This is a genomic window from Phaeobacter sp. B1627, assembly GCF_006265095.1.
GTDB lineage: Bacteria > Pseudomonadota > Alphaproteobacteria > Rhodobacterales > Rhodobacteraceae > Epibacterium.
This window is the reverse complement of sequence record NZ_VCNK01000003.1, coordinates 1-23,009: the sequence shown is the minus strand read 5'-3', so window position 1 is coordinate 23,009 and position 23,009 is coordinate 1. Positions and strand designations below refer to the sequence as shown.

Here is a 23,009-nt window from a genome sequence, read left to right as displayed (position 1 = left end):
TGCCGGGAGGGCGAATTAAGTCCGGATAACTTTAGCGAAGTTCTCAAAGATCGGCTCGTTGGAACAGATCACTTCGCCGCTTTCGACGATCGAGGCCTCCGGGTCCAGCGCTTCGCACAGGCCGCCGGCTTCTTTGACGATGATGACACCGGCCGCCAGATCCCAGGCATTCAGGCGCCGTTCCCAGAACCCTTCATAGCGCCCGGCCGCCACATAGGCCATATCGAGCGCAGCCGCCCCCCAGCGCCGCACACCGGCGCAGGCAGGCATCAGACGGGCCAGATCCTGCAGCGTTTCCGGCAGGTCAGAGCGACCCGCAAACGGCAGACCGGTGGCAAAGATCGACTCGATCATCCGGTGACGGGAAGAGACACGGATACGGGTCTCGTTCATCCAGGCGCCAGTGCCTTTTTCGGCAAAGAACATCTCGTCCTTGGCGGCGTCAAAGATAACGCCCGCAACGATTTTCCCCTTGTGCTCCAGCGCGATGGAGACCGCCCAATGGGGCAGACCATGCAGGAAGTTGGTGGTGCCGTCGAGCGGGTCAACGATCCAGCGGCGGGTGGGATCCTCGCCCGGAGTCTCGCCGCCTTCTTCGGCCAGCCAGCCATAGGTCGGGCGCGCGCCCATCAGCTCATCCTTGAGGATCTGCTCGGCGGCAATATCGGCGCGGCTCACGAAATCTCCGGCCCCTTTGGTGGAAACCTGGAGGTTTTCAACCTCGCGGAAGTCCTTCACCAGAGAGCGGCCTGCCTTGCGGGCGGCCTTGATCATCACATTGAGGTTTGCGCTGCCAATCATTGTATGAGCTGTCCTTGCGGGGGGAGATGTCGGTCAAAGGGTGCCCATACACGGCCCGCGCCCCCTTGCCAAGTGGTGAAGCCGCACCCTTTGCAAGTTTCAGATATGCAGCGGGCGCATGGGCGGCTCACCGGACAGGGCCGATGGCCGGGAACAGGGCCTTCCCTCGGCTCGCACTGGCCCCTGTCTGCCTCAGCAGGCCCTTCCACGCCCGACCCGGCCGAGCCACCCCTAGGCCTGCTGCAGCTTGCGCGCCTCGATCCGGGCCAGACGGATCAGCTCCTGCATATAGGGTTTGCCCTCGTCGTCGCTGCGGATCGCGGCATAGAGCCTGCGGGTGATGCCCTGTTCGGTCAACGGCCGCGTCACATAATCCGAGGAGTATTTCACCTCACGCACCACCCAGTCCGGCAAGACCGACACCCCACGGTTTGACGCGACCAGCAACAGGATGACCGCCGTCAACTCCACCTTGCGGATAGCGGCCGGCTCCACCCCTGCGGGGATCAGCAATTGGCTGAACACATCCAGCCGGGTGCGCTCCACCGGATAGGTGATCAGCGTCTGGCCCCGGAAATCCTCGGCCTCAACATAGGGTTTTTGCGCCAGCGGATGCTGGGCGGAGGCAACAAAGACGGGATTGTAGTCAAACAGCTCGATGAAGGTCACCCCCGGCATGTCCTCTGGATCCGAGGACACCACCAGATCGACCTCTTCGCGCAGCAGGGCCGGCATGGCCTCAAAGGCGAGACCGGGGCGGATATCCACATCCACGTCGCTCCAGCTTTTGCGGAACCCCTCCAGCACCGGGAACAGCCATTCGAAACACGCATGGCATTCGATCGCGATATGCAGCCGCCCCGCCTCGCCGTCGCGCAGGGCCGCGAACTCCGCCTGCGCGGCCTCCACCTGCGGCAGGATCTGCTCTGCCAACCGCAGCAGGCGCATCCCGGCCGCCGACAGCTTCATCGGTTTCGACCGCCGCCGGAACAGCTCCACCCCGGCCTGCTCCTCCAAGCCCTTGATCTGATGGCTGAGCGCGCTTTGGGTGATATTCAACTGATCCGCAGCCCGCGCCAGTCCGCCCGCCTCATGGATCGCCTTGATGGTGCGAAGGTGACGGAATTCGATATGCATACTGCGACGCACCTCATGTTGTTCTTGAGAAATATGAATTTGCTTCACTGTTATCGGTCATGACACAAGGGGTCAAACAGCAAGCGACACTTGCACCCCCAAAAGCGACGCGCTCGACTGCGGCACGATGCCCTGCCCGTGCCCCGCCAGTCGCCCGTCCGAGGAGAGACAGACCGTGACCACGCCAGAGATTTCCTTTGAGTTTTTTCCGCCCAAGACCCTTGAGGCCTCGTTTCGCCTCTGGGACACGGTGCAATCCCTGGCGCCCCTGGCCCCGCGTTTCGTGTCGGTGACCTATGGCGCCGGCGGCACCACCCGGGAACTGACCCGCGATGCGGTGACCACGTTGCACAAGAACTCCGGCCTGAAGGTCGCCGCGCATCTCACCTGCGTCTCTGCAACCCGTCAGGAGACCCTCGCGATTGCCGATCAATACGCCGAAGCGGGCATCACCGACATTGTCGCCCTGCGCGGTGATCCGCCAAAGGAGCAGGGCCAGTTTGCGCCCAGCGCCGACGGGTTCAACTCCTCTGTCGAGCTGATCGAGGCACTGGCGGACAAGGGCGGCTTCAATCTCCGCGTCGGTGCCTATCCCGAAAGCCACCCGGACGCGGCCAGCCCGCAGGCCAACGTCGACTGGCTGAAGCGCAAGCTGGATGCGGGCGCGGATGAGGCGCTGACGCAGTTCTTCTTTGAAACCGAGACGTTCTTTCGGTTCCGCGACACCTGTGCCAAGGCGGGAATTGACACCGACAAGATCACCCCCGGCATCCTGCCGATCGAGAACTGGACCGGCGTGCGGCGCTTTGCCCAGAGCTGCGGCACCGCTATCCCGGCCTGGCTGGATGAGGCCTTCGACAAGGCCGCGCGCGATGATCGCACCGACCTGTTGGCCACCGCGCTCTGCAGCGAACTCTGCACCGAGCTGCTTGAGGGCGGCGTCAAGCGGCTGCATTTCTACACGCTGAACCGTCCGGAGCTGACCCGCGATGTCTGCCACGCCTTGGGTGTGAAATCGAAGATGCGCCTGGAGAACGTGGCGTAAACCTTGTTGGCGGTCCGGCGTCCCCCTGACCTCTGCGCGATTGCGAAACGCGCAGAGGATGCCCCCGGGAGCCAGAGGAGGCCCCCGGAGGACGCAATGACCATTGCACCATCCCCAAATGACCTGATGCCCCGGCCCCGGACAAGTCACGCTGGGTCGGGTCAGGCTTGTCCTGGTCAGGCTAGAACGGGCTAGATCGGGCCAGTCTAGATTGGGCCAGTCTAGATCGGGCCGGGACAGGTGGTCCGGGCCTTCAGGACCGCGCCCCCATTTTGAGATGCCCGCTAGTGCGGCGTATGGCGCATGAAGACACTCAGCCAGGTGGAGAGCCGCCTGTTCTGTGGTTCATGATGCGCGCTGGGGTGGATTTTTTCGCTGATGTCATAGCCCACCCGGCGGCGGCTGCGCAGCAGGAAGATCTTGCCCCAGCCTGACCATGTGCCGACCGAAGGCGCGTCCGCGTCCACCGGAAAGCGCATGCGCCAGTCGCGGGGCAAGGGCAGGCCCGACATTTCCGCCCGCTCCAGCATCCACACCAGGGAGATATTGGCAAGCGGCCGTGACTCTTCGCATCCGCCCAACTGCCCGCCCACATCCCCATGCGTGCCACGAAACCAGACCTGCTCGACCTGACCTTCAGCGCAATCGGCACTGTTCCACAGGACCGGGGCGTAGACATCCCGGGTCTCGTCCAGCGCAAGCGCGTGAAACCCCGCCTTCACATGTGGCCCGAGGCGGTGGTTGTGAAACGCATGACGCTGATCCGCCCAGCGCCACAAGAGCGGCAAGCGCAGGCCCAGCGCCTTGACCGTGTCCCAGATCCCCAACATCTCCACCTCTGTGTGGTCATGACAATAGGCGCGGGTGAAGGCCTGCCGCACCTCGGCACCGCTGCCCATCTGGTAATGGCGATAGGCGGTGCGGATGTTGCGCACGGTCGCGTGCTCCTGCCGCAACAGGCCCACCGATCCCAAAACGCCCGCCAGCGAGCGCGCCGCATAGGCCCCCCGCGAATAGCCCAGAAGAAAGATCTTGTCCCCCGGCCGGTAGCGCGACGCCAGATAGCCATAGGCGCGCCGGATCTTTTTGTTGATGCCGCGCCCGACCATCACATCGGCCGTTTTGCTCCAGGCGGTCCACTGCACGCCGGCCTCATAATAGACCGAGACCCGAGGCCCCATTTCCTTGCACAGCCGGTAGACCATGCCCGCGTGGGTCTCATGGCCCGGTTCCAGCGTCGACATGGTGCCGTCCAGGATGATCACATGGCATTGCGGCCCGCGGGCAGCGGTTTCCGAGGAATGCGCGGACAGCAGCCGGGGCCGTCCGAGCCATCCCAGAACACCTTTACTCAGCCGCTTGAGGAACATCCCGTAACAACTCCCATATTCTGACTGGTGTGAACGGCATGTCCACCTGCCGGATACCCCGGTCCCAGAGCGCATCCTGCATTGCATTGGCTACCGCCGCGAGCGCCCCCACCGTGCCCGCCTCGCCGCAGCCTTTCATTCCCATCGGGTTCTGCGTCGATGGCACCGGTTCAGAGGTAAAGCCGACCCAGGGCATATCCCCGGCCCGTGGCATCGCGTAATCCATGAAGCTCGCGGTCAGAAGCTGACCGTCCTGATCATAGACAACATGCTCCAGCATCGCCTGTCCCAGCCCCTGCGCCACCCCGCCATGAACCTGACCTTCGGCCAGCATCGGATTGATCAGATTACCGAAATCGTCCACCACCGTATAGCGGTCCACCACCGAGTGGCCGGTTTCCGGGTCAACGACGATCTCTGCCAGATGCGCCCCGTTCGGAAAGGAGCGCCCGTCAAGCCGGGCCTCTGCACGGTGGCGCAGCAGATCCGTGCGGCCCCGTTCCCGCGCCAGCTCGGCGGCTTCGATCACGGTTGGCGTCAGGTTGGTGCCCGGCGCACGAAAGGTCTCGCCATCGAAATCGACAGCCTCTGCCGCAACGCCCATTTCCTCGGCCAGGAAGGGCGCAAAGGCCGCGACCATCTTGTCCACCGTCGCCAGCGTCGCGTTGGCCTGGGTGGTGACAGAGCGCGAGCCCCCGGTGCCGCCGCCTTTGGCGATGCGGTCGCTGTCGCCCTGGATCACGTCGATCGCGGTCACGGGGATGCCGGTCTGATCCGCAAGGAACTTGGCAAAGACAGTTTCATGCCCTTGTCCGTTGCTCTGCGTGCCGACATAGATGTTCACCCGGCCGTCCTCCAAAAATTCCACATCCGCGGACTCGGAAGGATCGCCCAGAATACTTTCGATATAGTAACAAAGGCCCGCCCCCCGGCAACGGCCTGCGGCGGCATCCGCCGCGCGACGGGCGCCGAATCCGGCCAGATCGGCTTCTTGGATCAGGCGATCAAGCACGAGATTGAAGTCCCCCACGTCATATGTCTCGTCAGAGACGGTGCGGTAGGGGAACTTCTGTGGTGCGATAAAGTTCCGTCGCCGCAGCTCGGACGGATCAACCCCCAATTCACGGGCCGCCCGGTCCATCACCCGCTCCAGCACATAGATCGCCTCTGGCCGTCCCGCGCCCCGGTAGGCATCGACCTGCGTGGTGTTGGTATAGATCCCGTCGACCTCCAGCCAGGCAGTCTGAATGTCATAAACCCCGGCCAGTACACGGGAAAACAACTGTGTCTGGATCGGTTGACCAAAGTGGGAATTATAGGCCCCGAGGTTGCACTGCGTATGCACCCGGTAGGCGGTGATCTTCAGCTCCGCATCAAAGGCCAGCTCCGCCAGCGAGGTCAGGTCCCGGCCGCCATTGTCGCTCAGCATCGCTTCGGTCCGTTCCGACACCCAGGCGACAGGGCGCTCCAGCACCCGCGCCGCATGCGCCACAGAGAAATACTCCGGATAGGGCATCGTCTTCATGCCAAAGCCGCCGCCGACGTCGGGTGTCACCACATGCACGTTTTCCGGATCGAGCCCCAATTTGCGGACCATTTGATCCTTCATGCCCCAGACGCCCTGTCCGCCGTAGTAGAAATGCAGACGCCCGTTGTCCCAGGTCGCATGACAGCCGCGCGGCTCCATGGAGTTCACGATGATCCGATTGTCGACCACCTGCAGGCTGACCCTATGGGCGGCGGCGTCAAAGGCCGCATCGGTGGCCGCCTTGTCGCCCAGCCCCCAGTTGAAGGCGCGGTTGTCCGGCGCCTCCGGGTGAATTTCCGGCCCGCCCACCGCCAGATCCAGCTTCACCTCCAGATCGTCATAGTCGAATTCAATCAGTTCTGCCGCATCGCGGGCCTGTTCCGCGGTCTCGGCCACCACCACGGCCACCGGTTCGCCGACATAGCGCACCCGGTCTCCGGCCAGCGCCGGGCGCACCGGGGCGGCAGCGGAACTGCCGTCGATGTTCTTGACCAGCGCGCCGTCCAGTTTCGCCTCGATCCCGGCCGCCTGCAGATCGGCCAGCGTCAGCACCAGATGCACCCCTTCCGATGCGCGCGCCTCCTCTACATTCAGCTCGGTGATGACCGCATGGGCGACCGGGCTGCGGAACACAAAGGCCGTCAGGGCCCCCTCCGGCCGGGTGTCCTCGATATAGCGCCCCTGCCCGGTGAGAAACCGCTGATCCTCGACCCGCGTCATCGGCTGACTTTTCCCGAACTTCTCGACACGTATGTCCATGTGACCGCTCCCTCGCACATCTGTCTGTTGTGGCGGACCCTAATACGCCCTGCGCGGTTGTCCAGTGATCGCCCTGAACAGGAGACGGAAATTTGTCCGGGCGCCGCGCGCTGTCTGTTCAAACGGCGATCTCGCGGGCGATTTGGCACGCAATCGGGCAAGCAGTCTGGCCGGCTCGCAGCCGGATAGCCCACTTTCGGTCGGAGCGCGTTGGGTCGGAGCGCGCGCGGTTGCAACCGCAGAGCGCGGCGGGCGCGGTTCCAGACTTCCCCTTTGACGCCCCATTCGCTATGGGATGCCAGACGCGTGACCACACGCCACTCACATCAGACGCAAGACGACGGACGGGGCAACCGATATGGCACTGGAAAAAACATTCAACGCATCAGAGGCCGAAAGCCGCCTCTTCGCCGCCTGGGAACAGGCGGGCTGCTTTACCGCCGGTGCCAACGCACGCCCCGGTGCCTCGACCTATTGCATCATGATCCCGCCGCCGAACGTCACCGGCGTGCTGCATATGGGGCATGCTTTCAACAACACGCTGCAGGATATCCTGATCCGCTGGAAGCGCATGCAGGGCTTTGACACCCTCTGGCAGCCGGGATGCGACCACGCAGGCATTGCGACGCAGATGGTGGTGGAGCGCGAGCTGGCCAAAGAGGGCAAGAAACGCACTGATTTCAGCCGTCCTGATTTCCTCGCCAAGATCTGGGAATGGAAAGAGCAGTCTGGCGGCACCATCATCAACCAGCTCAAACGCCTCGGCGCGTCGTGCGATTTCGACCGCACCGCCTTCACCATGGCGGGGGCAGCGGGCGACACGCGCACAGGCCATGAGAACTCGCCCAATTTCCACGATGCGGTGATCAAGGTCTTTGTGGAGATGTTCAACAAGGGCCTGATCTATCGCGGCAAACGGCTGGTGAACTGGGATCCGCATTTTGAGACCGCGATTTCCGATCTTGAGGTCGAGAACATCGAGACCCCCGGCCATATGTGGCACTTCAAATACCCGCTGGCCAATGGCGCGACCTATACCTATGTGGAAAAGGACGAGAACGGCAACGTCACGCTGGAGGAGACACGCGACTATATCGCCATCGCCACCACCCGCCCCGAGACCATGCTGGGCGACGGCGCGGTTGCGGTGCACCCCGATGATGAACGCTATGCGCCCATCGTCGGCAAGCTGGTCGAAATTCCCGTCGGACCCAAGGAACACCGCCGCCTGATCCCCATCATCACCGATGAATATCCCGACCCCGAGTTCGGCTCCGGCGCGGTGAAAATCACCGGCGCGCATGATTTCAACGACTATCAGGTCGCCAAGCGCGGCGGCATCCCCATGTACCGCCTGATGGACATGAAAGGCGCGATGCGGGACGATGGCGCGCCCTATGCCGAAGACGCCGCCAAGGCGCAGGCCCATGCACAGGCCTATTTGTCCGGGGGCGCTGCATTCACCGAAAACGACGTGGACGCCATCAACCTCGTCCCCGATCACCTGCGCGGGCTCGACCGGTTTGAGGCGCGCAAGCGGGTGGTGCAGGAAATCACCGACGAAGGCCTCGCCGTCATGCACACCGTCACCACCACGGTGAAGGATGAGGACGGCAATGAGACCGAGGTCCCCCAAACCCTGCCCCTGGTCGAGAACAAGCCGATCATGCAGCCCTTTGGCGACCGCTCCAAAGTGGTGATCGAGCCGATGCTGACCGATCAGTGGTTCGTCGAGACCGACAAGATTGTCGGCCCGGCGCTCGATGCGGTGCGCAACGGTGATGTGAAAATCATCCCGGAGTCCGGCGAAAAGACCTATTTCCACTGGCTGGAAAACATCGAACCCTGGTGCATTTCGCGCCAGCTCTGGTGGGGGCATCAGATCCCGGTCTGGTATATCCCCGGCGAGGACGACTGGTATCCGATCTGCGCCGCGACCGAGGCCGAAGCGCTGGAAAAGGCGCGCCTGCAGTCCGCCGAAGGCACCGAATTCCGCATTGTCGCCGATCAGACCGAGGCCGCCGAGGTTCTGATCGAGCAGCGCAAACTGATGGACGTGCGCAACGAAGGCACCATCCGCAGCTTTGAGGGGCCGATGCAGGTGCCGATGTTCCGCGACCCCGACGTGCTGGACACCTGGTTCTCGTCCGGGCTCTGGCCCATCGGCACGCTGGGCTGGCCCGAATGGACCGAGGAGACCTCGAAATATTTCCCCACCTCGACGCTGATCACCGGTCAGGACATCCTGTTTTTCTGGGTGGCCCGGATGATGATGATGCAGCTCGCCGTTGTGGATCAGATCCCCTTCGATACCGTCTACCTGCATGGGCTTGTGCGCGACGCCAAGGGCAAGAAGATGTCGAAATCCACCGGCAACGTCGTCGACCCGCTGGAGATCATCGACGAATACGGCGCCGATGCGCTGCGGTTCACCAATGCCTCCATGGCCTCGCTCGGCGGTGTGCTGAAACTCGACATGCAGCGCATCGCGGGCTATCGCAACTTCGGCACCAAGCTCTGGAACGCCGTGCGCTTTGCCGAGATGAACGAGGTCTTTGCCGACAGCGTGCCGCAGCTCACCGTGGAGCAACTGGCGCCCAAGGCCGCCGTCAACGCCTGGATCCTGGGCGAAACCGCCCGCGTGCGCGAGGCGGTGGACGAGGCGCTGGCAGCGTTCAGGTTCAATGACGCGGCGCAGGCGCTCTATGGGTTTGTCTGGGGCAAGGTCTGTGACTGGTATGTGGAGCTGTCCAAACCGCTCCTGCAGGGCGAGGACGCGAGCGCTCAGGCCGAGACCCGCGAGACGATGCGCTGGGTGATGGATCAATGCATGATCCTGCTGCACCCGATCATGCCCTTCATCACCGAAGAGCTCTGGGGCATGACCGGCGACCGCGCCAAGATGCTCGTCCATGGCGACTGGCCCAGCTACACATCGGCAGATCTGGTCAACCCCGCCGCCGATGCGGAGATGAACTGGGTGATTTCGGTGATCGAGAACACCCGCTCCGCCCGCGCCCAGATGCATGTGCCCGCCGGCCTCAAGGTCGAGATGCTGGTGACCGAGATCGACGCCGCCGGACAGGCCGCCTGGGATGCCAACCAGACGCTGATCAAACGCCTCGCCCGGATCGAGAGCCTGACCCATGTGGACAGTGCGCCCAAGGGCTGCGTGTCGATCTCTGCGCCGGGGGCCTCGTTCCTGCTGCCGTTGGCCGATATCATCGACATCGATGCCGAAAAAGCCCGGCTGGAAAAGACCCTCGGCAAACTCGCCAAGGAACTCGGCGGCCTGCGGGGGCGGCTCAACAATCCGAAGTTCATCGCCAGCGCCCCCGATGAGGTGGTCGAAGAAGCCCGCGAGAACCTGAGCGCCCGCGAAGAGGAAGAACTGCGTATCAAAGAGGCACTCGGGCGGCTCTCTGAGATCGACTGAGCAATCGGCTGCGCAATCGACGGCCGGATCGCAAAAAATGAATGAATTTCGCCCGGGCCGCGCGTCCGGGCGAATACTGTTGCAAGATAGTGGCTTATTGGCTGGACAAAACTGCGGTTTCCCCGTGAAATTGTCGCGGATCGCCTATAGGTGGAGATTGCCAAGTGGCGCGATCTGGTTCAGCTTGGTGCGCGAAACGAGAGAGGCCGGATGACCGGCCCGGCTTCAGGTGAGGGATAACATGACAAAAGGCTATTGGGTCGCGCATGTGGATGTGGACGACATCGACCGTTATAAAGAATACATTGCAGCCAACGCCGCCCCCTTCTCCGAATACGGCGCCCGGTTTCTGGTCCGGGGTGGTCCGAAGGAAATTCGCGAGGGCAGCCTGAGGTCGCGCACCGTCGTTATTGAATTCAAGGATTTTGCGACGGCCAAAGCCTGCTATGACAGTGTTGCCTATCAGGCGGCCAAGGCCCTGCGCGATCCGGTGTCGACCGGGGATATGGAAATTATCGAAGGCTACGACGGCTGAGCCCGCGCGAGAGGAGTTTTTGATGCTGAAGAAGCTGTTTCAGGCTTTTCGCCCGCCGCAGAACCTGCGTCTGCCGGATCCCGATGCGGAACTCGCACTCGGGGCATTGCTGGTGCGCATTGCCCAGTCTGACCGGGACTACCAGCTGGAAGAAATCAGCCTGATCGACCGTATTCTGGCGCAGCTCTACGGCCACAACGCCATCGAGGCGGCCAAGGTCCGCGCCACCTGCGAAAAGCTGCACGCGGCCGCGCCCGAGACCGACACCTTTGCCCGGCTGATCCGGGAGACCACCGGTCTGGAGGAACGCCTGGCGGCGCTGGATGCCCTGTGGCAGGTGGTGCTGGCCGACAATCTGGAACATGAAGGCGAAATCCGCATCGTCGGCGACGCCTGCAAGGCGATGGGGCTGTCGGTGATGGACAACAAGCGCGCCCGCGAAAAGGCGCGCAGCAAGCTCACGGATCAGCTGGCGACACAGGAGGGGAAATGATGTTCAAGGACTTCCTCGACAAGCTGCTGGCCCCGGCGCCTGCAATCCTGCCCGACGAGGATGCCCGCCTTGCGCTGACTGCACTTCTGGTGCGCCTGGCCCGCTCTGACAACGCCTATGCCGATGTGGAACGGGACCGGATCGACCGCATCCTCGGCGCCCGGTTTGGCCTCGATCGCGGCGCGGTGCAGATCCTGCGCGAACAGGGCGAAGGACTGGAGGCCGAAGCCCCGGACACCGTCCGCTTCACACGCGCGATCAAGGACGCGGTCCCCTATCAGGAGCGCAGCGGCGTGGTCGAATCGCTCTGGCAGGTTGCATTGGCCGACGGCCAGCGCGACGACGGCGAGGACGCGCTGATCCGGTTGGCGGCAAACCTCCTCGGGGTGAATGATGTAGACAGCGCCAAGGCGCGACAGAGGGCGGAGACTCAATTATGATTGCGCTGTTGCCAATGTACGACCGCCCGGAGACGGCTGCGGCGAATGACGCCTTCTGGCAGGCGATCCGCGCCGAACTGGGCCGCGGCCCGGAGCATCTCAGCCGCGATGTGGATCTCTGGGAGGCATGGCGCGCGCCGCAACTGTTGTTGGCCCAGACCTGCGGCCTGCCCTATCGCGCCCGCCTCTACGGCAATGTGGAGCTTGTCGGCACCCCGGATTACGGCCTGCCCGGCTGTCCCGAAGGGCATTACAACAGCGTCCTGATCGCCCGCAAGGATCAGGAAGGCACCCGCTTTTCTGCCTTTGCCGGCAGTCGCTTTGCCTATAACGACCCCCTGTCGCAATCCGGCTGGGCGGCCGCGATGCAGCGGATGCGGGCAGAGGACATCCTGCCCGGCGAATTGGTCGAAACCGGTGGCCACCGGGCCTCTGCGCTGGCGGTGGCCGAGGGGCGCGCGGATTTTGCAACCATCGACGCCCTCACCTTTCAGATGCTGCAGGACTACGATCCCGATCTGACCGGTCAGCTCTGCGAACTGGAACGGACGGAGCCGACACCGGCGCTGCCCTTCATCACCGCATTGGGCGAAAACGTCGCCGCGATCTTTGCAGCCCTGCAGGCCGGTCTCGCGGCGCTGTCCGAAGACCACCGCAAGACCTTGCACCTGAAGAAAATCATCCACCTGACGCCCAGCGATTACCTCGCCATTCCGACACCTCCGGGGCCGACGCTGGTGCTGGACCGTCTGAACCGCGAACGCGCAACCTCCGAGCGGTCCTGAGTGCGCGCTGACGCCAAAGACTGCTGCCCAAGAGTTGTTCCTTCCGGAAGGTTACGCCGCGAAATCGGCGATTTGCCGGCTGTTCCGCCCCCTTTGCGCATTGCATTCGCCCGGAAAGTTGTTCCAATAGAGCCTACTTTGAATAACAACCGGGCGAAAAGACCTTGACCAAAGACACCCCCGTTCTCGAAATCCGCGGATTGCACAAATCCTACGGCGACCTTGAAGTGATCAAAGGGGTGGATATCACCGCCAAACGCGGCGACGTCGTCTCGCTCATCGGCTCCTCCGGCTCCGGCAAATCGACGCTGCTGCGCTGCTGCAACCTGCTGGAGGACAGCCAGCAGGGCGAGATCCTGTTCAAGGGCGAACCGATCAACTGGCGTGGCGAGGGGCAGAACCGCCATCCCTCCGATGCCCGGCAGGTTCTGCGCATCCGGACCAATCTGTCGATGGTGTTCCAGCAGTTCAATCTCTGGTCGCATATGACGATCCTGCAGAATGTGATGGAGGCCCCGCTGACGGTCCTCAAACGCGACCGCGACGAGGTCGAGGCCTCCGCCCGCAAATATCTCGACAAGGTGGGCATCGCTGACAAATGTGATGTCTATCCGGCCCAGCTCTCCGGTGGTCAGCAACAGCGGGCGGCCATCGCGCGGGCCCTGTGTATGGAACCCGAGGCGCTGCTGTTTGACGAACCCACCTCCGCGCTTGATCCGGAACTGGAACAGGAAGTGGTGCGCGTCATCAAGGATCTCGCCGCCGAAGGCCGCACCATGCTGATCGTCACCCACGACATGCGTCTGGCGGCGGATGTGTCCAACCAGATCGTGTTCCTGCACAAGGGCCTGATCGAGGAACAGGGCTGCCCTGACGAGATCTTCGGAAACACCCGCAGCGAAAGACTGAAGGTGTTCCTGTCCTCCACCCGACAGGCACAATAGTCACAACCCAACAACCAGACCAACAAACCCAACGGGAGTACCACCATGAAATCATTGCTTCTTGGCTCTGCCGCACTGGCCATGACCGCATCCTTTGCGCTGGCTGACACCGTGCGCCTCGGCACCGAGGGCGCCTACCCTCCGTACAACTTCATCAACGATGCCGGTGAAGTCGACGGGTTTGAGCGCGAGCTGGGCGACGAGCTGTGCAAGCGCGCCGAGCTGACCTGTGAATGGGTCACCAACGACTGGGATTCGATCATTCCGAACCTGCTGTCGGGCAACTACGATACCATCATCGCCGGCATGTCGATCACCGCCGAGCGTGAGGAAATCGTCGACTTCACCCAGGGCTACACGCCGCCGTCGCCCTCCGCATATGCTGCGATGTCCGCCGATGTGGACCTCGAAGGTGGCATTGTCGCCGCGCAGACCGCAACCATTCAGGCCAACCACGTCGTCTCCACCGGCGCCACAATCGTCGAATATCCGACCCCCGACGAAACCGTCGCTGCGGTCAACGCAGGCGAAGCGGATGCGGTTCTGGCGGACAAGGACTTCCTCGAGCCGATCGTCTCCTCCACCGAGATGATGTTCGTGGGCGAAGACGTCATGCTGGGTGACGGGATCGGCATGGCCTTCCGCGAGAGCGACGCCGAGCTGCGTGGCAAATTCGACGCCGCCATCGCCTCCATGAAAGAAGACGGCACCCTGAACGATCTGATCGTAAAATGGGAAGTCGGCGGCACCTGGTGATCGCCCCCTTTCAGCTGAACTGACCGGAAAGGGGGGCAGCGTGCCCCCCTTTCCCCTTAAAATCCGGGATCCGTGTCCGTAGCCTGCTCCCCATCCTACCCAACCCAGCCTGCTCACACCTGCCTGCTCACCACTGCCGACCCAACCCAGCCCCCGCCAACCGTCAGCAGTTGCAGCCCTCCCGCGCCACCACCTGCCCTCGCGGCACCGGCCCCTCCGCTCTCCGGTCCGCTCCAATCGATGAGGCCCGCCATTTTTTCCTTCTGTTCCGATCCGGCCAGCCTGGACACAGTCCGGTGGCTGACATGCTACCTGAGCACGGGCAAGCACATGGCGTTCTATATGTCCTTCGCCACCGTGCTCCTGCTCCTCGCCATTACCGCCCCTCTGGCGCTGGCCTTCGGTTTCGGAGGCGCCATTGCCGCGCGCGCGCAGTTTGCGCCGCTGGCCTGGCTGGGAAAAGGCTATATCGCCATCGTCCGCGGCGTGCCGGACATCGCGTTTTTCCTGTTCTTCGTGATTGCGCTGGATCAGGGCGTGGAGTGGCTCCGCCATCAGGTCAAATGCCCCGATTGGGACGAACCGATCCGGCAGGGCAACGATTTCATCGTCTGTTCGGTGGCCAAGATGCCGCTGAATTCCGCGCCGCAATGGATGCATGAGATCTATGGCTTCACGCTGGCGGTGCTGACCTTTGCCATCGTCTTCGGCGCTTTTGCGGCCAATGTCCTCTATGGCGCCATGCGTGCGGTGCCCCGCGCCCAGGTCGAAACCGCCGAGGCCTATGGTATGAACCGGCATCAATCCTTCTGGCGCGTTCTGGTGCCGCAGATGTGGCTCTATGCGTTGCCGGGCCTGTCGAACCTCTGGATGGTCCTGATCAAGGCGACACCGCTCCTGTTTCTGCTCGGGGTCGAGGATATCGTCTACTGGGCCCGTGAACTGGGCGGATCGAAGACGCCGCAGTTCACCGACTACCCGCACCCCGACTGGCGTATGTGGTATTTCCTCGCGCTGCTGATCTTCTATCTGGCCTTCACCAAACTGTCGGAAGTGGTGCTTGACCGGATCACCCGCCGGCTGTCCTACGGTCAGGCCACAGTTGCCGGCGCGGCACAACGCAAAGGCCGCGGCAAAGGACCCGGCACCGGATCTGGAAATGAGAAGACAGAAGGGACACCGGCATGACCTGCCTTGAGACACTTCAGGCCTATGCCTTCCGGTCGCTCGGCTACGGCGAGCGCCTGCTGCCGCGCAGTGACTTCACCCTTTGCGACCAATTCGTGCTGATCGGCTCCGGTCTTCTGTGGAATATCTACTTCGGCTTGCTGGCCATCGTGGCCGGTTTCTTCTTTGCCAACGCATTGGCCGTGGCCAAGACCTCGGCACGGCCCTGGCTGCGCAGACCCGCCAATGGCTTTATCTTCGTATTCCGTGGTTCGCCGCTGTTCATCCAGTTCTTCTTTGCCTATTTCCTGTTCCTGTCCCTGAAGAGCGTCTCTCCGGTGTTCAACCTGCTGTCCTCGGCCTGGATGGGGGCGCTGATCGTGCTGTTCCTCAACACCTCCGCCTATTCGGCACAGATCTTTTACGGTGCCCTGTGCTCGATCCCCAAAGGCGATATCGAGGCCGCCGATGCCTACGGCATGTCGGGCTGGGTGCGCTTTCGGCGGATCATGTGGCCAACCGCGATGCGGCTTGCCTGGCCTGCCTATACCAATGAGGCGATCTTTCTGTTCCACGCTACAACGCTGGTGTTCTTCTCGGGCTTTCCCGCCTGGCGACAGCAGGGCGATGCGCTCTACTATGCAAATTATTTCGCGGACAAGACCTTCAATCCGTTCGTGCCCTATCCGATCCTGGCCTTCTATTTCATTCTGCTGACATTGGTGGTGATCACGGTGTTCGGGGGCATCAACAGCTATCTGAACCGACACCTGCCGCGGGACCGACGCCAAAAGGTCAAGGTCAGACCGCAGCTCATTCGCTGAGACCAAAGGTTCCCGCCACGGGGGCCTTTCTTCTACTATCACCGGGGTCTTCCCTCTATCGAGCGAGGGGGGCGCTCCCGCCCGCCGGCCGATGCGCGCCCTCGGGGCGCACCTCTCCGACGGTTGGGCCTGGCGCGGTGGCGCGCGCCCGCAGGGCGCGCGCCACCGCGGTCGCTTCGGGCAAAGCCCGAAGCGAAACACCTCCCTCCCAGATCGGGTCACTACCAACCCTCCTGGCACCCGCCGACAAGCCAAGGGGCCACCTCCCGCCCCTGTCCGCGCGCCCCACCTGTCCGCGCGCGCCAACTGCCTGACGACCTCGCAGCGCTGGATTGGCATGCAGCCTCACGGTCTCGCCCCCACCGGATCCCTATTTTTGATCAAATTCTCTTGCCAGTCTCCTCGACCCGCGCCAAAGTATGGCCAACAAGACAAGGAGCACGCGCATGGACCTCTCTGCGCTCAGAACTATCCGTATCGCCGCCTGCGACCTCAACGGTCAGATGCGCGGCAAACGCCTTCCGGCCGGTCTGGCGGACAAACTCGGAGAGGGCGCCGCCCGGATGCCGCTCTCCGTTCTCAACGTGGACATCTGGGGGCGCGATATCGAAGACAGTCCGCTGGTGTTTGAAACCGGTGACGCCGACGGCATCCTGATGCCCACGGAGCGCGGCGCCGTGCCGATGCCCTGGCTTGCCACTCCCTCCGCCCTGGTGCCAATGACCATGATGCTCGAAGATGGCCGCCCCTTCCTCGGCGATCCGCGTCAGGTGCTGTCTCATGTGATGCAGCGCTACAGCGACCGCGGCTGGTCCGTCAGCGCCGCCACCGAGCTGGAGTTCATCCTGATCGACGACGGCGGCGCCCAGCCGCTGCCGCCGATCGACCCGCTGACAGGGCGCGCATTGGACCAGCAATCGGTCCTCTCCATTGCCGAACTCGACGCCTATGACGCCTTCTTCACCGATCTCTATGACGGCGCCGAGGCCATGGACATCCCCGCCCAGGACGCGATTTCCGAAGCCGGTCTGGGCCAGTTCGAAATCAATCTGATCCATCAGGACGCCATGCGCGCAGCCGACGATACCTGGCTCTTCAAGGCGCTGGTCAAGGGCATCGCCCGCAAACACGGCTTTGCCGCCACCTTCATGGCCAAACCCTATGACGCCGAAGCCGGCAACGGCATGCATGTCCATTTCTCGGTCACCGACGAGACTGGCGCAAACATCTTTGACAACGGCGGCCCAGAAGGCACACCGGCCCTGCATTCAGCGGTCGCCGGCTGCCTCGCGGCCATGCGCGACAGCACCTTGGTTTTCGCGCCCCATGGCAACTCCTACGCCCGGCTGGTGCCCGGCGCACACGCCCCGACCTCTGCCGCCTGGGCCTATGAGAACCGCACCGCCGCCATCCGCATCCCCGGTGGCAATCACAAGGCCCGGCGGATCGAGCACAGGGTCTCTGGCGGCGACATCAACCCCTATCTGATGCTGGCAACCGTGCTCGGGGCCGCGCTGGTGGGCATTGAGGACGCGATGACACCGCCCCCGCCCTCCGACGGCAACATCTATGAGATCGAAGGGCTGCCGCAGCTCGCCTCGGATTGGGGAGAGGCCATCGACCTGTTCGAAAACAGCCCCCTGATCGCGCGCATCCTGCCGCCCATGGCGATCCGCAATCTCGTCATGACCAAACGACAGGAGCTGGCCGGTTTTACCGCCAAACCTCAGGACTCGCATTGGCTCTCCTGGCTGGAGTCCGTATGATCCGCACCATGGTGCCCTCCGGCGCCCCCTGTATTTTGATCATATTTGGTGACCTATGAAGATCGGCATTCTGCAAACCGGCCACGCGCCTGACGAATTGACCGCCGCCAGCGGCGACTATGATGTCATGTTTCGCCAGCTGCTCGACGGCCAGGGGTTCACATTCGAAACCTTTCCGGTGGTTGACGGCGAATTCCCCGCCGATGCCGGGGTCGCAGATGCCTGGCTGATCACCGGCTCCAAACACGGTGCCTACGAGGACCTCCCATGGATCCCGCAGCTGGAGGCGCTGATCCGCGAGATCCACCACCGCCGGATGCCGCTGGTCGGCATCTGCTTTGGCCACCAGGTGATCGCGCAGGCGCTCGGCGGGCGGGTGGCGAAATTCGACGGCGGCTGGAGCGTCGGCAACACCGAATACAGCCTGAACGGCACACCGCTTCGCCTCAATGCCTGGCATCAGGATCAGGTGGTCGAACTGCCGCCCGAGGCCCGGATCATCGGCGAGAGCGATTTTTGCCGCAACGCCTTTCTCGCCTATGGCGACCACGTCTGGACCTCGCAGCCGCATCCGGAATTCAGCAGCAGCTTTGTCGATGGCCTGCTGCAGACCCGCGGCAAGGGCGTCGTCCCCCCCCACCAACTGCAGGCGGCTGCGGACATTCTGGACCAGCCGACCGACTCCCACCGCATTGCAACCGAAATTGCTGACTTCTTCAAGAAAGTGAGGACCTGATGTCGACCCCTCCGCGCTGGCAGGATGCCCTGCCCGAAGCCGCTTCCGCCTATCTGGAGGGCCGTCGTCTCGACGAGGTTGAATGCGTCATCTCGGATCTGCCGGGCATCGCCCGGGGCAAGGCCGTGCCTGCGTCCAAATTTGCCAAGCAGGACTATTTCCACCTGCCCGACAGCATCTTCTACCAGACCATCACCGGGGACTGGGCCGATGCCGCGGATGAGGACGGCTGGATCGAAAAGGACATGATCCTGAAACCGGACATGAGCACCGCCACCGCGGCGCCCTGGACCGGCGACTGGACCCTGCAGGTCATCCATGACGCCTATGACCGCGATCACAACCCCGTCCCCTACAGCCCGCGCAACGTGCTGAAACGGGTCGTTGCCCTCTATGAGGCGCAGGGCTGGAAACCGGTGGTCGCACCGGAGATGGAATTCTTCCTCGTGGCGCGCAACATCGACCCCGCGCGCGATATTCAACCGATGATGGGCCGCTCCGGTCGCCCCGCCGCCGCGCGTCAGGCCTATTCCATGACGGCGGTGGATGAATTCGGCCCCGTCATCGACGATATCTATGATTTCGCCGAGGCACAGGGGTTCGAGATCGACGGCATCACCCAGGAGGGCGGCGCCGGTCAGCTGGAAATCAACCTGCTGCACGGCGACCCGGTCAAGCTCGCGGACGAGGTCTTCTACTTCAAACGGCTGATCCGCGAGGCGGCGCTGCGGCACGATTGTTTCGCCACCTTCATGGCCAAGCCGATCGCCGACGAGCCGGGCTCGGCCATGCATATCCACCACTCCATCATCGACATGGAAAGCGGCGACAACATCTTTTCCGGCCCACAGGGGGGCGAGACGGATGCATTCTATCATTTCATCGCCGGGCTGCAGACCCATATGCCCGCCGGTCTTGCGGTGATGGCGCCCTATGTGAACTCCTACCGTCGCTACGTGAAGGACCACGCCGCCCCGATCAATCTGGAATGGGCGCGCGACAACCGCACCACCGGCATCCGTATTCCGCTCTCCGGGCCTGCTGCGCGCCGGGTCGAAAACCGCATCGCGGGCATGGATTGCAACCCCTACCTCGGCATCGCGGTGTCGCTCGCCTGCGGCTATCTCGGTCTGATGGAAGAACGCCGCCCAACGCGCCAGTTCAAAGGCGACGCCTATGAGGGCGACGGCGATATCCCGCAAGTCATGGGACAGGCGCTCGACCTCTTTGACGGGGCCACCGCCCTGCATGAGGTGCTTGGGCCGGAATTCGCCCGCGTCTACAGCTGTGTGAAACGCGCCGAATACGAGGAGTTCCTGCAGGTGATCTCCCCCTGGGAACGCGAACATCTGCTGCTGAACGTCTGATCCCGGATCAGCCCCTGCCCACCGCCGCATGTCCGCGCCGCATGTGCGCATCCGGCCTCCATCCGGCCACCGCCCAAGGGCGCGCGCCGCACCCCGTACCAAAATCCCGCCCGGCCACCTGTGATGGCGGGCGGGCAGACGACAGTGGAATAGACCCATGGCCCTGAACCTTCTACACGCAAATGACCGCCCAGGCGCCTATCCCGACAGCTGGTACGCCGCCACCTCCACGCCCCGGGTGCATTACCCCAGCCTGCACGGAGGCCTGCGCGCCGACGTCTGCATTGTGGGGGGCGGTTTCACCGGCCTCTCTGCCGCCTTGCATCTGGCCGAAGCCGGCCGGTCGGTGGTGCTTCTGGACGCCCAGCGGGTGGGATTTGGCGCATCGGGCCGCAACGGCGGTCAACTCGGCAGCGGCCAGCGGCAGGATCAGCAGGTGCTGGAGCGGATGGTCGGCAAGGAGGACGCGGCCAAGCTCTGGGCTTTGGGCGAAGAGGCAAAGCAGCTGGTCAAGGACCTGATCGCCCGGCACGACATCGACTGCCACCTGACCCCCGGTGTCGCCTGGACCGCCGAGGGACGCCGCGATGTGCGCCACCTGCATGACTACGGCCATCACCTGCAGGACAGCTATGGCTATGACCAGATCGAACTGCTGGATGCGGAGGCCTGCCATGCCATGTGCCCCTCACCGGTCTACAAGGGCGGCATTCTGGATCATGGCGCGGGCCATTTGCACCCCCTGAACCTGGTGCTCGGCCTGGCCCGCGCCGCCGCCGCCGCCGGGGTGCAGATCCACGAACGCAGCGAGGTTCTCGCCATTGAGGACGGCCCGCAGGTCGAGGTGCGCACCGGCGAAGGCACCGTGCGCGCGGACCATCTGATCCTGGCCTGCAACGGCTATCTCGGGGGGCTGAACGCGCAGGTCGCATCGCGCGTGATGCCGATCAACAATTTCGTCGCCGCAACCGAGCCACTGGGCACCGAGGCCGCCCGGGTCCTGACCCGCGACGTCGCCGTCGCCGACAGCAAATTCGTGGTGAACTATTTCCGTCTCAGCCACGACGGGCGGCTTTTGTTCGGCGGCGGAGAAAGCTACGGCTACCGCTTTCCCACCGATATCGCGGCCAAGGTCCGCGCCCCCATGACCGAGATTTTTCCGCATCTGGCGGATGTCAAAATCGACTACGCCTGGGGCGGCACCCTCGCTATCACTATGAAACGGCTGCCCTATCTGGCGCGCCTCTCGCCCCGGATCCTCTCCGCCTCCGGATATTCCGGCCACGGGGTTGGCACCGCGACCCATGCCGGCCGGCTGATGGCCGAGGCCATTTGCGGCCAGAGCGAGGGCTTCAATACCATGGCGCGCATACCCAACACGCCCTTCCCCGGTGGCCCCAGGATGCGCAGCCCCCTGCTGGCGCTGGCGATGACCTGGTTTGCCCTGCGCGACCGTCTGGGTGTCTGACCGCGCGCCCGACCCGCGCTGAGGCTTCATTCCGTCTGGCTTAACTTGGGAATTTTCCCGCGCCGGGCCAAACCCCGATTCCGCCCGCCAATCCCGCGAGATTGCCCGCTTTGCGCCCCCATTCACCCCGGCCGAAGACGACAGTTTCGTGAAATTTCCACCCGAACCGACCCCGCACAGGCCCTGCAGCCACCGGAATCCTTGGCATTTTGGCGCCATTGTTTTATAATATTGAAAGGATGAATTCAGGAATTTGAAATATGAGCCATATCACACCTGCGCAAGTTCCAAATGTCCATCAGGGCGAACCAATCCCGGAAGCCGCGCGCATAGCAATCGAGGCCCTGCTGCAATCCGGCGACCTGTTTCGCTATACCGCACCGCAGGACGCGCCTGTGGCCCTGCTGGAAACGGAATTTGCCGAACTCCTCGGGTCCAGATATGCGCTGGCGGTCTCGTCTTGTTCAGCGGCCCTGTTCCTGTCGCTGAAGGCGCTCGACCTGCCCCGCGACGCCCGCGTCCTGATCCCCGCCTTCACCTTCGCCGCCGTGCCGTCCTCCGTCGTGCATGCCGACTGCGTCCCCGTACTGTGCGAGGTGAGCGAGAATTATCGCATCAATATGGCCGACTTCGAGGCTCGCATTGATGACAATATTTCGGCGGTGATCATTTCGCACATGCGCGGTCATACCTCCGACATGGATGCGATCATGGCCCTATGCGACGCCCGTGACATTCCCGTCATCGAGGACGCGGCGCATTCGCTCGGCACCACATGGCATGGCCGCAACATCGGCACCCTGGGCCGGATCGGGTGTTTTTCCTTTCAGTCCTACAAGATGCTGAACGCCGGCGAAGGCGGCATCATGATCACCGATGATCCCGACCTGATCGCCCGTGCCGTCATCATGTCCGGCGCCTATGAGCACAACTGGCAGAAACACGCAGCCCCCCGTGGCGACGCCGGAGCCGAGCTGACCGCCGCCTTTGCCCGCTGGCAGAACCAGTTGCCGCTCTACAATCTGCGCCTCAGCAACCTTTCGGCGGCCGTCATTCGCCCGCAGATTCCCGAACTGGCCCGCAGGGTTGCCGATGGGCTGCGGAACCACGATTACGTGGCGGGGCGGCTCAACCGCCACCCGCATTTTGACGTCCCTGCGCCGCTGGCGCCGGAACAGCGCGCCCCGGATTCGATCCAGTTCAATCTCGTCGGCCTGACCGAGCCCCAGATTGAGGCCTTTGCCGCCGCAACCGCCGCACGCGGGGTCAAGGTGCAGATCTTCGGCCGCTCCACCGACAATGCACGCGCGTTCTGGAACTGGCAGTTCCTTTCCGATCTGCCCGAGCTGCCCGAAACCCGGGCCATGCTGATGAAGGCCTGCGATGTGCGGCTGCCGGTGCGCCTGACCCGGGAAGAGCTTGATATCATCGCGGATATCCTGCTGTCTGCCCTCGACGAGAGCCTGGCCCGCGAAGCCGCGTGAAACGCCCCGGAAGGCCGGGCAGGCCCAGCACCACCCTTCTGACAGAATCCGGGGCAATATCCGCGCGGCACCTGACTCGCACCTGAGCCGCGCGCAGCTTTTGCCGGTCCCAGCCAATAGGCCCGCAACAAGCGCACGCCGCGCGCCAGCGCGGCGCCAGGCCCAACG

19 protein-coding genes are annotated in these 23,009 nt (G+C 63.6%); 15 read left to right on the top strand and 4 right to left on the bottom strand.

Annotation, left to right across the window (positions count from 1 at the left end; genetic code table 11):
- Positions 1–15 precede the first annotated feature (15 nt).
- Positions 16–801 carry an inositol monophosphatase family protein gene (locus FGE21_RS01910; protein WP_139661203.1) on the bottom strand — a complete coding sequence of 262 codons (786 nt, stop codon included), beginning with the start codon at positions 799–801 and terminating at the stop codon, positions 16–18.
- A 231-nt stretch (positions 802–1,032) separates the two neighbouring features.
- Positions 1,033–1,938, bottom strand: a complete 906-nt coding sequence (locus tag FGE21_RS01905; protein WP_139661202.1) for a LysR family transcriptional regulator — start codon at positions 1,936–1,938, stop codon at positions 1,033–1,035.
- A gap of 175 nt (positions 1,939–2,113) precedes the next feature.
- Between FGE21_RS01905 and metF the strand changes: the two genes are divergently transcribed.
- Positions 2,114–2,983 carry a methylenetetrahydrofolate reductase [NAD(P)H] gene (gene metF, locus FGE21_RS01900; RefSeq protein ID WP_139661200.1) on the top strand — a complete coding sequence of 290 codons (870 nt, stop codon included), beginning with the start codon at positions 2,114–2,116 and terminating at the stop codon, positions 2,981–2,983.
- Between the two features lie 284 nt (positions 2,984–3,267).
- Here metF and FGE21_RS01895 read toward each other — a convergent pair whose 3' ends face one another.
- On the bottom strand, positions 3,268–4,353 hold the full coding sequence (locus FGE21_RS01895) for a DUF2235 domain-containing protein (protein ID WP_139661198.1): 1,086 nt from the start codon (positions 4,351–4,353) through the stop codon (positions 3,268–3,270).
- Positions 4,331–6,640: a xanthine dehydrogenase family protein molybdopterin-binding subunit gene (locus tag FGE21_RS01890; RefSeq protein ID WP_139661197.1), complete on the bottom strand. Its 2,310-nt coding sequence runs from the start codon at positions 6,638–6,640 to the stop codon at positions 4,331–4,333. Before FGE21_RS01890 ends, FGE21_RS01895 begins: the two co-directional genes overlap by 23 nt.
- Positions 6,641–6,998: 358 nt before the next feature.
- On the opposite strand from FGE21_RS01890, the gene FGE21_RS01885 reads away from it, so the two are divergent.
- The 14 genes from FGE21_RS01885 to FGE21_RS01820 all read left to right on the top strand — a co-directional run bounded on the left by FGE21_RS01885 (position 6,999) and on the right by FGE21_RS01820 (position 22,841).
- The gene (locus FGE21_RS01885; protein ID WP_139661195.1) at positions 6,999–10,076 is read left to right on the top strand and encodes a valine--tRNA ligase; all 3,078 of its coding nucleotides are present in this window, start codon (positions 6,999–7,001) and stop codon (positions 10,074–10,076) included.
- A 241-nt stretch (positions 10,077–10,317) separates the two neighbouring features.
- Entirely contained in the window at positions 10,318–10,611 is a 294-nt protein-coding gene (locus FGE21_RS01880; RefSeq protein WP_139661193.1) for a DUF1330 domain-containing protein, read from the top strand.
- A 22-nt stretch (positions 10,612–10,633) separates the two neighbouring features.
- A complete protein-coding gene (locus FGE21_RS01875; protein ID WP_139661192.1) occupies positions 10,634–11,104 on the top strand; it encodes a TerB family tellurite resistance protein in 471 nt (156 codons plus the stop codon).
- Positions 11,104–11,544 (top strand): TerB family tellurite resistance protein, encoded by a 441-nt coding sequence (locus tag FGE21_RS01870; RefSeq protein ID WP_176695348.1) that lies wholly within the window; start codon positions 11,104–11,106, stop codon positions 11,542–11,544. Before FGE21_RS01875 ends, FGE21_RS01870 begins: the two co-directional genes overlap by 1 nt.
- Positions 11,541–12,329: a phosphate/phosphite/phosphonate ABC transporter substrate-binding protein gene (locus FGE21_RS01865; protein WP_139661189.1), complete on the top strand. Its 789-nt coding sequence runs from the start codon at positions 11,541–11,543 to the stop codon at positions 12,327–12,329. The genes FGE21_RS01870 and FGE21_RS01865 overlap by 4 nt, the downstream gene beginning before the upstream one ends.
- A gap of 164 nt (positions 12,330–12,493) precedes the next feature.
- Positions 12,494–13,273 carry an ABC transporter ATP-binding protein gene (locus FGE21_RS01860; RefSeq protein WP_139661187.1) on the top strand — a complete coding sequence of 260 codons (780 nt, stop codon included), beginning with the start codon at positions 12,494–12,496 and terminating at the stop codon, positions 13,271–13,273.
- Between the two features lie 45 nt (positions 13,274–13,318).
- A complete protein-coding gene (locus FGE21_RS01855) occupies positions 13,319–14,029 on the top strand; it encodes a transporter substrate-binding domain-containing protein (protein WP_139661186.1) in 711 nt (236 codons plus the stop codon).
- A 252-nt stretch (positions 14,030–14,281) separates the two neighbouring features.
- On the top strand, positions 14,282–15,217 hold the full coding sequence (locus FGE21_RS01850; RefSeq protein WP_139661291.1) for an ABC transporter permease: 936 nt from the start codon (positions 14,282–14,284) through the stop codon (positions 15,215–15,217).
- Positions 15,214–16,020: an ABC transporter permease gene (locus FGE21_RS01845; protein ID WP_139661184.1), complete on the top strand. Its 807-nt coding sequence runs from the start codon at positions 15,214–15,216 to the stop codon at positions 16,018–16,020. Before FGE21_RS01850 ends, FGE21_RS01845 begins: the two co-directional genes overlap by 4 nt.
- A gap of 446 nt (positions 16,021–16,466) precedes the next feature.
- Positions 16,467–17,786, top strand: a complete 1,320-nt coding sequence (locus FGE21_RS01840; protein WP_139661182.1) for a glutamine synthetase family protein — start codon at positions 16,467–16,469, stop codon at positions 17,784–17,786.
- Between the two features lie 55 nt (positions 17,787–17,841).
- Positions 17,842–18,522 (top strand): type 1 glutamine amidotransferase, encoded by a 681-nt coding sequence (locus FGE21_RS01835; RefSeq protein ID WP_139661181.1) that lies wholly within the window; start codon positions 17,842–17,844, stop codon positions 18,520–18,522.
- Positions 18,522–19,889 carry a glutamine synthetase family protein gene (locus FGE21_RS01830; RefSeq protein ID WP_139661179.1) on the top strand — a complete coding sequence of 456 codons (1,368 nt, stop codon included), beginning with the start codon at positions 18,522–18,524 and terminating at the stop codon, positions 19,887–19,889. Before FGE21_RS01835 ends, FGE21_RS01830 begins: the two co-directional genes overlap by 1 nt.
- A 157-nt stretch (positions 19,890–20,046) precedes the next feature.
- Complete coding sequence (locus FGE21_RS01825; protein WP_139661177.1) at positions 20,047–21,357, top strand: FAD-binding oxidoreductase; 1,311 nt, start codon at positions 20,047–20,049, stop codon at positions 21,355–21,357.
- Positions 21,358–21,617: 260 nt separating this feature from the next.
- Entirely contained in the window at positions 21,618–22,841 is a 1,224-nt protein-coding gene (locus FGE21_RS01820) for a DegT/DnrJ/EryC1/StrS aminotransferase family protein (RefSeq protein WP_139661175.1), read from the top strand.
- Positions 22,842–23,009 lie beyond the last annotated feature (168 nt).

Excerpts from the sequence above, each read along its gene's own strand:
- FGE21_RS01865 (WP_139661189.1), top strand. The coding sequence starts at position 11,541 with ATGATTGCGCTGTTGCCAATGTACGACCGCCCGGAGACGGCTGCGGCG.
- FGE21_RS01870 (WP_176695348.1), top strand. The coding sequence starts at position 11,104 with ATGTTCAAGGACTTCCTCGACAAGCTGCTGGCCCCGGCGCCTGCAATC.
- FGE21_RS01855 (WP_139661186.1), top strand. The coding sequence starts at position 13,319 with ATGAAATCATTGCTTCTTGGCTCTGCCGCACTGGCCATGACCGCATCC.
- FGE21_RS01880 (WP_139661193.1), top strand. The coding sequence starts at position 10,318 with ATGACAAAAGGCTATTGGGTCGCGCATGTGGATGTGGACGACATCGAC.
- FGE21_RS01825 (WP_139661177.1), top strand. The coding sequence starts at position 20,047 with ATGGCCCTGAACCTTCTACACGCAAATGACCGCCCAGGCGCCTATCCC.
- FGE21_RS01875 (WP_139661192.1), top strand. The coding sequence starts at position 10,634 with ATGCTGAAGAAGCTGTTTCAGGCTTTTCGCCCGCCGCAGAACCTGCGT.
- FGE21_RS01895 (WP_139661198.1), bottom strand. The coding sequence starts at position 4,353 with ATGTTCCTCAAGCGGCTGAGTAAAGGTGTTCTGGGATGGCTCGGACGG.
- FGE21_RS01830 (WP_139661179.1), top strand. The coding sequence starts at position 18,522 with ATGTCGACCCCTCCGCGCTGGCAGGATGCCCTGCCCGAAGCCGCTTCC.
- FGE21_RS01820 (WP_139661175.1), top strand. The coding sequence starts at position 21,618 with ATGAGCCATATCACACCTGCGCAAGTTCCAAATGTCCATCAGGGCGAA.
- FGE21_RS01910 (WP_139661203.1), bottom strand. The coding sequence starts at position 801 with ATGATTGGCAGCGCAAACCTCAATGTGATGATCAAGGCCGCCCGCAAG.
- FGE21_RS01890 (WP_139661197.1), bottom strand. The coding sequence starts at position 6,640 with ATGGACATACGTGTCGAGAAGTTCGGGAAAAGTCAGCCGATGACGCGG.
- FGE21_RS01885 (WP_139661195.1), top strand. The coding sequence starts at position 6,999 with ATGGCACTGGAAAAAACATTCAACGCATCAGAGGCCGAAAGCCGCCTC.
- FGE21_RS01905 (WP_139661202.1), bottom strand. The coding sequence starts at position 1,938 with ATGCATATCGAATTCCGTCACCTTCGCACCATCAAGGCGATCCATGAG.
- FGE21_RS01840 (WP_139661182.1), top strand. The coding sequence starts at position 16,467 with ATGGACCTCTCTGCGCTCAGAACTATCCGTATCGCCGCCTGCGACCTC.
- FGE21_RS01845 (WP_139661184.1), top strand. The coding sequence starts at position 15,214 with ATGACCTGCCTTGAGACACTTCAGGCCTATGCCTTCCGGTCGCTCGGC.
- FGE21_RS01835 (WP_139661181.1), top strand. The coding sequence starts at position 17,842 with ATGAAGATCGGCATTCTGCAAACCGGCCACGCGCCTGACGAATTGACC.